The organism is Polynucleobacter sp. AP-Ainpum-60-G11 (assembly GCF_018688375.1).
Taxonomy (GTDB): Bacteria; Pseudomonadota; Gammaproteobacteria; order Burkholderiales; family Burkholderiaceae; genus Polynucleobacter.
The window spans coordinates 1,691,433-1,704,018 of sequence record NZ_CP061318.1; the positions used below are offsets into that span (position 1 = coordinate 1,691,433).

Annotated in this window: 12 protein-coding genes; 10 read left to right on the top strand and 2 right to left on the bottom strand. The window is 46.0% G+C overall.

Translation table 11 applies throughout. The annotated features are described in order from the left end of the window. Positions 1-51: 51 nt before the first annotated feature. Positions 52-414 (top strand): Rap1a/Tai family immunity protein, encoded by a 363-nt coding sequence (locus tag FD971_RS08740; RefSeq protein WP_215333929.1) that lies wholly within the window; start codon positions 52-54, stop codon positions 412-414. A gap of 50 nt (positions 415-464) precedes the next feature. After that, positions 465-752 carry a glycine zipper domain-containing protein gene (locus FD971_RS08745; protein ID WP_215333930.1) on the top strand — a complete coding sequence of 96 codons (288 nt, stop codon included), beginning with the start codon at positions 465-467 and terminating at the stop codon, positions 750-752. A 102-nt stretch (positions 753-854) separates the two neighbouring features. Here the strand turns inward: FD971_RS08745 and htpG are convergent, their stop codons facing one another. Together htpG and FD971_RS08755 are read right to left on the bottom strand one after the other, a co-directional pair. Next, positions 855-2,756: a molecular chaperone HtpG gene (htpG, locus tag FD971_RS08750; RefSeq protein ID WP_215333931.1), complete on the bottom strand. Its 1,902-nt coding sequence runs from the start codon at positions 2,754-2,756 to the stop codon at positions 855-857. An 82-nt stretch (positions 2,757-2,838) separates the two neighbouring features. Continuing rightward, positions 2,839-3,249 carry a rhodanese-like domain-containing protein gene (locus FD971_RS08755; RefSeq protein ID WP_215333932.1) on the bottom strand — a complete coding sequence of 137 codons (411 nt, stop codon included), beginning with the start codon at positions 3,247-3,249 and terminating at the stop codon, positions 2,839-2,841. 81 nt (positions 3,250-3,330) lie between these two features. Here FD971_RS08755 and FD971_RS08760 point away from each other — a divergent pair, with 81 nt between their 5' ends. Genes FD971_RS08760 through gmhB form a run of 8 tightly spaced genes read left to right on the top strand, consistent with a single transcriptional unit; the run spans position 3,331 to position 12,584 of the window. Beyond that, the gene (locus tag FD971_RS08760) at positions 3,331-4,593 is read left to right on the top strand and encodes a putative Na+/H+ antiporter (protein WP_215333933.1); all 1,263 of its coding nucleotides are present in this window, start codon (positions 3,331-3,333) and stop codon (positions 4,591-4,593) included. A gap of 57 nt (positions 4,594-4,650) precedes the next feature. Further along, positions 4,651-6,009 (top strand): tRNA (N6-isopentenyl adenosine(37)-C2)-methylthiotransferase MiaB, encoded by a 1,359-nt coding sequence (gene miaB, locus FD971_RS08765; protein WP_215333934.1) that lies wholly within the window; start codon positions 4,651-4,653, stop codon positions 6,007-6,009. A 1-nt stretch (position 6,010) separates the two neighbouring features. Continuing rightward, on the top strand, positions 6,011-6,487 hold the full coding sequence (ybeY, locus tag FD971_RS08770) for an rRNA maturation RNase YbeY (RefSeq protein WP_215333935.1): 477 nt from the start codon (positions 6,011-6,013) through the stop codon (positions 6,485-6,487). A gap of 56 nt (positions 6,488-6,543) precedes the next feature. Beyond that, a complete protein-coding gene (locus FD971_RS08775) occupies positions 6,544-7,383 on the top strand; it encodes an HlyC/CorC family transporter (RefSeq protein ID WP_215333936.1) in 840 nt (279 codons plus the stop codon). An 8-nt stretch (positions 7,384-7,391) separates the two neighbouring features. Then, positions 7,392-8,915: an apolipoprotein N-acyltransferase gene (gene lnt, locus FD971_RS08780; protein WP_251368619.1), complete on the top strand. Its 1,524-nt coding sequence runs from the start codon at positions 7,392-7,394 to the stop codon at positions 8,913-8,915. A gap of 60 nt (positions 8,916-8,975) precedes the next feature. After that, complete coding sequence (glyQ, locus tag FD971_RS08785) at positions 8,976-9,860, top strand: glycine--tRNA ligase subunit alpha (RefSeq protein WP_015422011.1); 885 nt, start codon at positions 8,976-8,978, stop codon at positions 9,858-9,860. Between the two features lie 16 nt (positions 9,861-9,876). Then, complete coding sequence (gene glyS / locus FD971_RS08790) at positions 9,877-12,015, top strand: glycine--tRNA ligase subunit beta (protein ID WP_215333937.1); 2,139 nt, start codon at positions 9,877-9,879, stop codon at positions 12,013-12,015. Next, entirely contained in the window at positions 12,012-12,584 is a 573-nt protein-coding gene (gene gmhB / locus FD971_RS08795) for a D-glycero-beta-D-manno-heptose 1,7-bisphosphate 7-phosphatase (protein ID WP_215333938.1), read from the top strand. The genes glyS and gmhB overlap by 4 nt, the downstream gene beginning before the upstream one ends. Positions 12,585-12,586 lie beyond the last annotated feature (2 nt).

Below are 12,586 nucleotides of genomic sequence, written 5' to 3' on the forward strand. Positions count from 1 at the left end.
GGTCCTCGAGATGGTTTATCATCAAATTTACATACACCCAAGGGAGAACCCATGAAAAAAGTTTTAGTTCTGTTAGCTGCTTTAGGCGCATTTTCTGGCCTGGCTCAAGCCCAAGAAAAAGTTCAGGTACTGAGCACTCAAGAGCTAGTGAACGTTTGCAAATTACCAGCAAGCCCAGAATCTCGTAGCTTTTGCGTAGGCTACACAACAGCTATTTACGACACTTATTTAGCTACACGTCATCCAAAGCACGCTAAGCCTTACATTTGCGTTAAGCAACCAGCGCCGTCACGCGATGAAGTTATTGGTGAATTTGTAAAATTTGGCCAAACCAATCAACAGACTGCTGATAAACCAGCCTCCGGTGTTTTCTTGGGCTTCTTGGCATCACGCTTTCCTTGCGCCAAAAAATAATTCAAGACGCTTAGCCAATTCAATACTTAAAGACATAAGGAACAGTTGATATGAAAAAAATTATCGCTATTACTGCTGCAACCCTAGCAATCGCAGGTTGCTCTAACATGAGCAACACAGAGCAACGCACATTATCTGGTGCCGGCATCGGTGCAGCTGCTGGTGCAGTTGGCACAGCTATTTTCCACGGCAATCCAATCTGGGGTGCAGTTGGTGGTGCAGCAGTTGGTGCAGCATCTGGTTATGTATACGATGCCTACAAAAAAGAGCAGGCTTCTGAATACAACTCTGGTTACAACGCTGGAAAAAATAATCAGCCAGCTAAAGCTCCTCAGTAATACCTAGGTGGCTTTATACGCTAGATTAAGTTCTGGCTGAAGTAAAACAAAAAACCCGACCTGCGAAATGCAAGTCGGGTTTTTCTTTAGGGCTTTGGCAGCTTAAGAAAGCAACAGCTGATTAATGCGCTTCACATAAGCAGCGGGATCATTTAACTGACCGCCCTCAGCCAATAGAGCTTGATCAAACAAGACTTGCGTCCACTCATCAAAATGCTGGTCATCTGACTTCAACTTGAGGAGCAAGGGATGCTCAGGATTAATTTCCAAAATGGGTTTGGTATCAGGCGCTTGCTGGCCCGCAGCTTTGAGCATGCGTAATAGATTTCCAGAGAGCTCATTCTCATCAGAAACTAAACATGCTGGAGAGTCTGTCAAGCGGAAGGTCACGCGTACATCCTTGACCTTATCCTCTAATGCTGTTTTCATGCGATCGAGCAAGTCTTTGAAATTCTTCTCAGTTTCTTCGTGCTCTTTCTTTTCCTTCTCATCGCTGAGGTTGCCCAGATCAAGTCCACCTTTTGCCACCGAGGTCATGTGCTTGCTATCAAACTCAGTAAAGAAAGATAGCATCCACTCATCCACTCGATCAGAGAGCAATAAAACCTCAACCCCCTTCTTGCGGAAAATTTCCAAGTGCGGACTGTTTTTAGCGGCATTAAAAGTGTCGCCAGTAACGTAATAAATCTTGTCTTGACCATCTTTCATGCGCGAGACATATTCAGCCAAGGAAGTAGTTTGATCCGAAGAATCAGTATGCGTACTGGCAAAACGTAATAGCTTGAGAATTCGCTCTTGATTTGACTGATCTTCGCCTATCCCCTCCTTCAGAACTTGCCCAAACTGAGTCCAGAAGGTGCGGTACTTTTCTTTCTTGGCTTCGTCATCACTATTGGCCAACTCTTCCAACATACTGAGTACGCGCTTAGTAGAGCTTTCACGGATGATTTTGACATCGCGCGATTCCTGCAGAATTTCACGGGAGACATTTAAAGGCAGGTCTGTTGAATCAATCACGCCCGTAACAAAACGCAGATACATTGGCATTAATTGCTCGGCATCATCCATGATGAACACCCGCTTCACATACAACTTAATACCACCCCGTTTATTGCGGTCCCATAAATCAAATGGTGCACGCGCGGGCACATATAACAGTTGCGTAAATTCACTGCGCCCTTCAACCCTGTTTAGGGAGTAGCACAAGGGGTTTTCGTAGTCATGTGATAAGTGTTTATAAAACTCGTCGTACTGCTCTTCAGTGATTTCAGACTTTGAGCGCGCCCATAAAGCACTAGACTGATTAATACTCTCGAGCTCGTCCTTGATCACTTGCTCTTTTTTATCCGCGTCCCACTCTTCTTTATTCATCTGAATAGGTAAAGAGATGTGATCGGAATATTTACGAATAATTGACTTGAGCTTATGAGTCGAAAGAAAATCGTCCTCACCTTCGCGAAGATGCATCGTGATTGATGTTCCGCGTTGTGGGCGATCAATACTCTCCACTGTAAATTCGCCTGAGCCATCAGATTCCCAGCGAACACCATCAGTTGCCGGCAGGCCCGCTCTTCGAGTCTCGACAGTAATGCGGTCGGCCACAATAAAGGCCGAATAGAAGCCCACGCCAAACTGACCAATTAAAGCGGCATCTTTTTGCTGATCACCAGAGAGCTTAGAGAAAAATTCTTTTGTACCAGAGCGAGCAATAGTTCCTAAATTGGAAATCACTTCATCGCGACTCATACCAATACCGTTATCCGAAATCGTGACGGTTCTGGCGGTTTTATCAAAACTAACCTTAATCTTAAGGTCAGGGTCATCGCCATACCAATCGGGATGCTCGATCCCCTCAAAGCGGAGCTTGTCTGAAGCATCAGATGCATTTGAGATTAACTCACGAAGAAAGATTTCCTTGTTGGAATACAAGGAATGAATCATTAGTTGTAAAAGTTGCTTTACCTCGGCTTGAAAGCCTAAAGTTTCTTTACTGGCTACAGTCATGCGTATTCCCTCTTAATCAATGAACATAACCCCCAGTAAATGGGGGCTATTTAATGCATTTCAAGGTCTATCTCAGCAGAATTTATCCCGAGTGCGGCTTTGTATGCTTCTCTGTCACGGGCAATTCCGCTTTTTTCCAGGCGCTAAACCCGCCCTCTAGATGACAAACCCCGGGAACACCCATTTTTTGAAGGGTTTCTGTTGCTAGGGCAGAACGCCACGCGGATGCGCAATAGAGCACCAGGCGCTTACCCTCTCCAAAAACCGACTTGTAATAAGGGCTGTCTGGATCAACCCAAAATTCCAACATGCCTCGGGGCGCATGAATTGCACCGGGAATCATGCCATCTCTCTCCAGCTCCCTCACATCCCGAATATCTACAAAAACTGTGTTTTCATCATTCAGGAGTTTCTGGGCTTGCTCCAATGGCACAGTCACAATGTGAGCCATCGCATTTGCAATTAATTCTTGATAGCCTAATTTCAATTTCATCAAAATCTCCAAAATTGCCAGTACTTTTATTTACTTAATTTTAAGAAAAGTTCCTGGACGCTGTCCTGATAACATGTACCCATGAACTTTACCCCTACAGAGCTTGGTGCAAGCATTATTTTTGCTATTGCAGTGCTGCATACTTTTTGCACCTCGTATTTTGAAGCGCTCGCTAAAAAATCCCCGAGGCATGCCGGCCTATGGCACCTGCTTGGCGAAGTAGAAATCGTCTTTGGATTTTGGGCAGCCATACTCATTATTTTTATGTGGCTTGCAAATGATTTAGCCGCAGCAAAAGAGTACGCCAATCAACGGAACTTCACGGAGCCCCTGTTTGTTTTTGCCATCATGGTGGTAGCGGGTAGTAAACCCATTCTGCATTTTGCTACTCAACTTCTATACAAGCTCGGCCATGTAATGCAATTGATCTTGCGTACTAAGCAAGCCCCAACTCTGTATTTCTTAACTCTCAGCATTACTCCTTTGCTAGGCTCGCTTATCACCGAGCCAGCAGCAATGACACTAGCAGCATTCTTATTGCGAGATCTAGTCTATCGCCACAAATGCTCTACCCCTCTTTTATTTGGCACTCTAGGTGTGCTGTTCGTCAACATCTCCATTGGCGGCACGCTCACCAATTTTGCGGCACCACCCGTCCTCATGGTCGCCTCCACTTGGGACTGGAGCACCGCCTTCATGTTTACCAACTTTGGTCTTGAAGCGACGATTGCGATTTTTATCAACGCAACAATTGCAACATTAATCTTTCACAAGCAACTGATTGAGCCCACCAGCAAATCTGATCACACCCGTATTCCACTCACCATCACTGCAATCCACCTACTCTTCTTACTGGGTATTGTCAGTTTTGCACATGATCCAGTGATTTTTATGTGGTTGCTACTCTTTTTCATTGGCTACACCACTGCCTACCCAAAACATCAAAGTCCACTCATCTTGCGGGAAGCTTTGCTAGTGGGCTTCTTCTTGGCTGGACTGGTAGTGTTAGGTGGCCTGCAAGGTTGGTGGCTACAACCCATTCTGGAAACCATGAGTCCCACCGCAGTGTTCTATGGCAGCCTAGCATTAACTGCGATTACTGATAATGCGGCACTCACCTATTTAGGCTCATTGGTGCAAGGTACTTCACCAGAATTCAAGTTGGCTTTAGTTGGTGGTGCAGTTGCTGGTGGTGGCTTGACCGTCATTGCCAATGCCCCCAACCCCGCAGGACTAGCCATTTTGCGCAGTTACTTCCCAAATGCATCAGTTTCCGCGGGACTGCTGTTTGTAGCTGCCATTCCACCAACTATTGTTGCGATTCTGGCCCTAAGACTGCTCTAAACGTCTTATCCCGTAAAATCTGAGCTTCGCCCCCAGTTATAAATCTGAGAACGGCATATGAAAAAGCTCTATATCAAAACCTTTGGCTGTCAAATGAACGAGTACGACTCGGGCAAGATGGCCGACCTCTTACATGCCGATGAAGGCATGGTCATGACCGACACACCAGAGGATGCGGATGTTGTTCTACTAAACACCTGCTCGATTCGCGAAAAAGCAGAGGACAAAGTATTTTCTGATTTAGGGCGCCTGCGTGAGCTCAAGAAAACTAAACCGAATTTATTGATTGGTGTGGGCGGTTGCGTTGCCAGTCAAGAAGGTCAACAAATTATTAGTAGGGCGCCATATGTCGATGTAGTCTTTGGCCCGCAAACACTGCACCGCTTATCTGACCTGATTACACAACGTCGCGAGACCGGTAGACCTCAGGTAGATATTTCTTTCCCAGAAATAGAAAAGTTTGATCACTTACCTGCTTCTCGTCAAACTCGTGGCTCAGCGTATGTTTCTATTATGGAAGGCTGCTCAAAATATTGTAGCTACTGCGTGGTTCCTTACACTCGCGGCGAAGAAGTATCACGCCCCTTTGACGATGTATTAACTGAGGTGGCTGGTCTTGCAGCTCAAGGCGTGAAAGAGATTGTTTTGCTTGGCCAAAATGTGAATGCCTACCTTGGCAAGATGGGTGGCAGTGAAGAGATTGCAGACTTTGCATTACTAATTGAATACATCGCGGAAATTCCGGGCGTTGAAAGAATTCGCTTTACAACCAGCCACCCGAAAGAATTTACACAGCGCTTAATTGATGTCTATGCAAAAGTTCCTAAGTTAGTAAGTCACTTGCACTTACCGGTGCAGCACGCATCCGACTCCGTTTTGTCTGCGATGAAGCGCGGCTATACAGCATTGGAATACAAGAGCATTATTCGCAAGATGCGCGCTGTAAGGCCCGACCTAACGCTCTCCAGCGACTTTATTGTGGGCTTTCCTGGTGAGACTGATGAGGACTTTGCAAAACTACTCAAGATGGTTGAAGTGCTCAATTTTGATAATAGCTTTTGCTTTATCTTTAGTGCGCGTCCCGGCACCCCCGCAGCCAATCTGATCGATGACACTCCTTATGAGATCAAACTCAAGCGACTACAAACATTACTTGCACTAGTTGAGTCACAAGCAAATCAAATAAGCAAAAATATGTTGGGCAATATTGAGCGAGTGCTTGTTGAAGGGCTTGCAAAAGATGGCGTGAACTTACAAGGTCGCGCCGCCAACAATCGCGTGATTCACTTTACTGCGCCTGCTGAAGATATTGAGACCCTCATCGGCCAAATAGTAGACATCCGTATTACCGAGGTGCTCAACTACACACTCCGGGGTGATCTCATTAGTGAATCCACCCTCACTCATGCTCATTAAGATGGCAAGCAAACAAGCATCCCCCTCTAAATTAGAGATCGATATTCAATTTGCTAGCCTCGCTATTGAAGATAAAGTACTTTCGATTGCTTCTGTGGCAATCATTAAAAAATGGGTAAAAGCAGCGGTCCAATTAAACGGTCTCATCACCTTGCGCTTTGTGAATGCGGCTGAAGGTAAAAAACTAAACTTTGCTTTTCGCAATAAAGACTATGCAACCAATGTCCTCACCTTCCCATATGAGCTTACTAAAAAGACTTTGCTTGCCGATATTATTTTTTGCCTTCCGGTAATTCAAAAAGAAGCATCTGAGCAAAGTAAATCGGCGAAGGCGCATTTGGCCCACCTCATTATTCATGGCTGTTTGCACGCTCAGGGCCTTGACCATGAGAACGATGCAGAAGCAAAGAAAATGGAAAGCAAGGAAATCATCTTGCTGAAATCCCTGGGATTTACCAATCCCTACGCACCCATTTAAGGCATCTTTGGTGCCTTCTTCATCGAATTTACATATTTCTACGATATTCTTACTACATGCCTGACCCCAACAAATCCCTTTTAGAGCGCTTGGCCGATTTTTTGACGCCACAGCCCACCAGCCCAGCAGAACGCCGTCAAGAACTGATTGATACCCTCAGAGAGGCCCAGACCGAGGGCCTGATTGATGCGGATGCCCTCTCGATGATCGAAGGCGTATTCCAGGTGGGTCAATTATGTGCTCGCGATATTTTGATTCCTAGGGCTCAGATTGACTGGATTGATATCAGTCAACCTTTGTCTGAAATTATTAAAAGTGTAATTACTGCAGCCCACTCTCGATTCCCTGTATTTGAAGGCAGCCGTGACAATGTCATTGGCACCTTGTTAGCAAAAGATTTGCTGCGTCACTCTAGTGAAAAAGATTTTCAAGTGCGTGATTGGCTCCGCCCTGCGGTCTTTATTCCAGAATCCAAGCGTTTAAGTGTTTTGCTGCGTGACTTTAAAGACAACCGCAATCACTTGGCTATTGTTGTAGATGAATACAGCGGTGTTGCTGGCCTTATTACGATTGAAGACGTACTGGAACAAATTGTTGGCGACATTGAAGATGAGCATGATATTGATGAAGAGGCAGATAACCTAATCTCTTTAGATAATGGTGATATTCGAGTTAAGGGCATTACCGAGCTCGAGCAATTCAATGAGGCGCTTGGCACCCAATTTCATGATGATGATATTGAGACGGTTGCCGGCTTAGTCATTCAACATTTAGGGCGTGTACCGAAAATGGGTGAGCTAATTGAAATCGATGGAATTGAATTTGAGGTGCAACGTGCCGACCCAAGACAGATTCATATTCTGCTTGCAAGACAACTCCCGAAAAAATCTGCCTGAGAATTACCTTGATTGATCAGCAATCAACCAGACTGAGCAATAGCGTCAATTTATTGGCGCTTTTTTTTCTGGGGGCCTTACTGGCTGCAGCAGCAGAGCTTCCATATGGTGGCTGGATACAAATTCCTGTCTTGAGTTTGATTTGGTGGCGCATGCGTCAACAATCAATTCACTCCATTAAAAATCAATTTATTTCTGGCATGTCCTTTGGTCTAGGCTACTTTGTTCTAGGCTTGTGGTGGATCTACATCAGCCTGCATGACGTTGGGGGTATGCATAGTGCAGTTTCTTGCTTAGCCGTATTTTTACTGGCTGCAGGTATGGCTTTATTTTTTTCCAGTGCCGCTCTCTGCCTTTCTCTGCTAAGACGTAAATATTTAACAGGTCTGATGCTGGCAGCCTCTTGGGTGCTCGTTGAATACCTTCGCAGCGTAGTGTTAACTGGCTTTCCTTGGATGGGGTTTGCCGAAGCCCAATTCAATGGCCCCTTTGCGCCAGTGGCACCATTCTTCGGTGGACTAGCCTGCACGTTTTTAGTGGTGTGGATTTCTTGGGAGATCACGGAACTCAGGAAAAATGTTGTCTTTAGTTCTTCCTGCATTATTTCTGCAATTGTTCTTGCGCAACTTGCCAGCTTTTGGACTTTCACAAAACCCATTGGCGAGCCACTGAGTGTGCGTTTAATCCAGGGTAATTTTGAGCAAAGCCTGAAGTTCAACCCCAAGGCCATTGAAGAGCAACTTAGCTTTTACACCAACGCCATCGAGAGTCAATCAGCCGATCTCATCATTACTCCAGAGACTGCTTTTCCTTGGCCCCAAAGCAATCTTCCTACGGGCTTACTTGGATCACTTCAACAGTTTTCTAACAAAACCTCCAGCAACGTCTTGCTTGGAGTAATTGGGGAAACAAGCGGATCTACCGAAGTGAAATACACCAACCGTGCGCTGGGACTTTCTCCTGATGCGCCGAGCTATCAATATGACAAATCTCACTTAGTGCCTTTCGGAGAATTTATTCCACCCGGTTTTCATTGGTTTGTAAATGCCTTCCGAGTGCCTATGAGTGACTTCGCACGCGGCACATTCGAGCAAGCCCCTTTCAGTGTTATTCGCTCAGGCAAGGATACGATTCATGCAGCCATCACGATTTGCTATGAAGACGTCTTTGGCGGGGAATTAGCCTCCCGTATTCATTACAGCAGCAAGCCCGTCAATCTCTTGATCAATATGACTAATCTGGCCTGGTTTGGGGATTCTCAAGCACCAGCACAGCAATTGCGTCTATCTCAGCTACGCTCCTTAGAGACTGGTCTCCCAGCGCTGCGAGCCACCAATACCGGAATAACGGCAGCCCTTGGTCCGGATGGCAAAGTGCTGTCGCAACTAGGTGAATTTACTCAGGGCGTACTCAACTTAAAGATTCAAGCCTACTCAGGCACAACCCCTTACGTCATTTGGGGAAATGCCCCTATTTTGAGCTTTTCTTGCCTATTGCTCATCTTGGGTCTGATTCGCTCAAAACGAATCTAATCGCGATTTCATAGTTCACTAGCTTAGCCATGTAAAATCAAAGGCTTAGCCAGGTACATCATGCTTACTTTTCAGCAAATTATTCTCAAACTCCAAGATTACTGGGACCAACAAGGTTGCGCCCTATTGCAGCCTATTGACCTTGAGGTCGGTGCCGGTACATCTCACACAGCTACCTTCTTGAGGGCCATTGGTCCCGAGCCATGGAAAGCTGCTTATGTCCAACCTTCACGTCGACCAAAAGATGGTCGTTATGGGGAAAATCCAAACCGCTTGCAGCACTACTACCAATACCAAGTTGTGCTCAAGCCTGCGCCAGAAAATATTCTTGAACTCTATCTAGGCTCACTTGCTGCTTTAGGTCTTGATCTGCAAAAGAACGATGTGCGGTTTGTTGAGGATGATTGGGAAAACCCAACCCTCGGCGCCTGGGGTCTAGGCTGGGAAGTTTGGCTGAACGGCATGGAAGTGACACAGTTCACGTATTTTCAGCAAGTTGGCGGCATTGACTGCAAACCTGTTTTGGGCGAAATCACCTACGGTATTGAGCGCTTGGCGATGTACATCCAAAATTGTTCCAACGTATATGACCTCGTTTGGGCGGATGGCATCTCTTATGGTGATGTGTACCACCAGAATGAAGTGGAGCAGTCTTGCTACAACTTTGAGCACTCCAATACCGACTTATTGTTTGCAAACTTCACCAATTACGAAAGTGAAGCCAAACGTTTGATGGAAGTACCATTAGCTTTACCTGCCTATGAAATGGTACTCAAGGCTGGACATACTTTTAATTTACTGGATGCCCGTGGGGCCATCTCAGTGACCGAGCGTGCGGCTTATATCGGACGCATCCGCAATCTATCTCGTGCAGTAGCGCAGGCTTACTTCGAGTCTCGTGAGAAATTAGGATTCCCGATGTGCCAACGCCAATCCAAAGCCTAAGCAGCTCGATCTAATTATGAGTACAACGAATTCCCTCTCTCAATCAGACAATTTTCTGATTGAAGTATTTACCGAAGAGCTTCCACCGAAATCTTTGCGTCGCTTAGGTGATGCTTTTAGTGAAGGTATTTTTTCCACACTGAAGTCCGCTGGACTCTTGAGTGAAAACTCCGTTGCTAATAGCTTTGCTACACCGCGTCGCCTTGCTGTTCAAGTAACTAATGTCTTGAGCCAAGCCCCAGACTATCCGGTACGTGAAAAATTACTACCGACCAGCATTGCTTTTGATGCTGATGGAAAACCGACTGCGCCACTACAAAAGAAATTGGCCTCCTTGGGTTACGCTGATATTGACCTCTCCACCTTAGAAAAAGCCGGTGAAGGAAAAAATGAAGCGCTTTACCTCAATATTGTTGCCAAAGGGGCGGGTCTAGAACAAACCGCTCAACAAGCACTCGAGCAGACACTGAGCAAATTACCCATCGCCAAAATGATGCACTACCAAGTGCTCCAAAAAAATGGTGAGTTGGCGGATGTTGAGTTTGCACGTCCTGCACACCGCATCGTTGCTCTGCATGGGAAACAAACCTTGCATATCAGTGCACTAGGCATTGATGCAGCAAACCAAACAGAAGGTCACCGCTTTTTAGCTCCAGGCGTCATTACGATCGCCTCTGCAGATCAATATGAATCTGATCTCAGCACTAAAGCAAAAGTATTACCAAGCTTTAACAAGCGTCGTGAATTTATTGAATCTGCATTATTAAAAGCTGCTGGTCCTGATTTGGTATTGATGCCAGATAGCTTGTTAGATGAAGTGACCGCATTAGTCGAGTGGCCAGCAATCTATGAATGTCATTTTGATCAAGAGTTCTTGGAAGTTCCACAAGAATGCTTGATTCTGACAATGCAGACTAATCAAAAATACTTTGCTTTGACTGACAAGCAAGGTAAGTTACGCAACCGCTTCCTGATTGCTTCTAATATTGAGACTGATAAGCCAGAAGCAATTATTTCAGGTAACGAGCGCGTAGTGCGCCCACGTCTATCCGATGCACGCTTCTTCTTTCAACAAGATCAAAAGCGTCCACTGGCATCCCGTGTAGCTGATCTTGGAAAAGTGGTTTATCACAATCAGCTCGGCAATCAACTGGATCGCACCAAGCGCGTTCAAGGAATTGCTGCTGGCATTGCAAAAACCCTCTCAGCCGACGAGACGCTAGCCAGTCGCGCCGCTGAAATTGCTAAAACCGATTTGCTGACTGATATGGTCGGCGAGTTCCCAGAGCTCCAGGGCATCATGGGTCGCTACTATGCAACGCACGACGGCGAAAATGCCGAAGTGGCCTCAGCTTGTAGTGAGCATTACATGCCTCGCTTTGCTGGCGATGCATTGCCACAGACTCAAACCGGCACCATCCTAGCCATAGCGGACAAGCTAGAAACTCTCGTTGGTATTTGGGGTGTTGGTCTTTCGCCTACCGGCGATAAAGACCCCTATGCTCTTCGTCGTCATGCTCTCGGAATCTGCCGTCTCTTGCTAGAAAAGAATCTTAGCCTCAGCCTGCCTGACTTAATCGAACTAGCACGCAAACAATTTCCACAAAAAGACGTACAAGAAAAAGCTCAGGCGGAAGATATTTATGTCTTCATCATTGATCGTCTGCGTGCTTACTTACGCGACCAAGCAGTTTCTGGCAAGCCCTTTACAACTGAAGAGATTGATGCAGTACTAAGTCAGTTACCTTCCCAGCTCAATGATTTAATTGATCGCTTAACTGCTTTGCGTGAATTTAATGCCTTGGCCGAAGCTGCTCAGCTTGCTGCCGCCAATAAACGTATTAGCAATATCTTGAAAAAGAATGCTACTGCTATTCCGGCGAATTGCTCCAGCACACTCTTGCAGGTTCCTGCTGAAATCGCGCTATATCAAGCGCTGGAGAAAGTGACTCCAACACTGACAGCGGCTTACGAAAAACGTCAGTTCGTCGATCTATTGAAAGCACTCGTTGCTCTCAGCGCTCCAATTGATCAGTTCTTTGCTGACGTCATGGTGATGGATCCCAATCCAGAGTTGCGCGATAACCGCCTAGCTCTCTTGCAACAACTTCACCAGAAAATGAATCTTATTGCCGATCTCGGCAAATTAGCATGAGCATCAGCTCTTCTAAGCTAATCATTCTGGATCGCGATGGCGTGATCAATGAAGATCGAGATGATTATGTGAAGTCGAGTGATGAATGGATCCCACTCCCTGGCAGCCTTGAAGCAATCGCACTACTCAATCAAGCGGGCTATCAAATCGCAATAGCTACCAATCAGTCCGGCTTGGCACGAGGCTATTTCAATATTAACGATCTCCACGCCATGCATGGCAAGATGGACAAGTTGCTCAAGCCTTTAGGTGGTCACATCGATAGTATTTTTTTCTGCCCACATACCGATGCCAACGCATGCGATTGTCGAAAACCTCTTCCAGGGATGATGAAAGAAATTGCCCTGCGCTATAAAAAGAATCAGAGCACCACGCCTTTATCGGGGGTTCCGATTGTCGGCGACTCCTTGCGAGATCTGCAAGCAGGTGTTGCCTTAGGTGCCAGCCCGCATTTAGTATTAACCGGCAAGGGTAGTAAAACCTTGGATAAAGGCGGCCTACCTGAGGGCACACAGATTCATGCAGATTTGATGGCATTTGCGAATGCACTCTTACAAGATAAGGTTTAATG

Bases quoted from the DNA above. Each gene is read 5' to 3' on its own strand.
- FD971_RS08740 (WP_215333929.1), top strand. From the start codon at position 52: ATGAAAAAAGTTTTAGTTCTGTTAGCTGCTTTAGGCGCATTTTCTGGC.
- FD971_RS08745 (WP_215333930.1), top strand. From the start codon at position 465: ATGAAAAAAATTATCGCTATTACTGCTGCAACCCTAGCAATCGCAGGT.
- htpG (WP_215333931.1), bottom strand. From the start codon at position 2,756: ATGACTGTAGCCAGTAAAGAAACTTTAGGCTTTCAAGCCGAGGTAAAG.
- FD971_RS08755 (WP_215333932.1), bottom strand. From the start codon at position 3,249: ATGAAATTGAAATTAGGCTATCAAGAATTAATTGCAAATGCGATGGCT.
- FD971_RS08760 (WP_215333933.1), top strand. From the start codon at position 3,331: ATGAACTTTACCCCTACAGAGCTTGGTGCAAGCATTATTTTTGCTATT.
- miaB (WP_215333934.1), top strand. From the start codon at position 4,651: ATGAAAAAGCTCTATATCAAAACCTTTGGCTGTCAAATGAACGAGTAC.
- ybeY (WP_215333935.1), top strand. From the start codon at position 6,011: ATGGCAAGCAAACAAGCATCCCCCTCTAAATTAGAGATCGATATTCAA.
- FD971_RS08775 (WP_215333936.1), top strand. From the start codon at position 6,544: ATGCCTGACCCCAACAAATCCCTTTTAGAGCGCTTGGCCGATTTTTTG.
- glyQ (WP_015422011.1), top strand. From the start codon at position 8,976: ATGCTTACTTTTCAGCAAATTATTCTCAAACTCCAAGATTACTGGGAC.
- glyS (WP_215333937.1), top strand. From the start codon at position 9,877: ATGAGTACAACGAATTCCCTCTCTCAATCAGACAATTTTCTGATTGAA.
- gmhB (WP_215333938.1), top strand. From the start codon at position 12,012: ATGAGCATCAGCTCTTCTAAGCTAATCATTCTGGATCGCGATGGCGTG.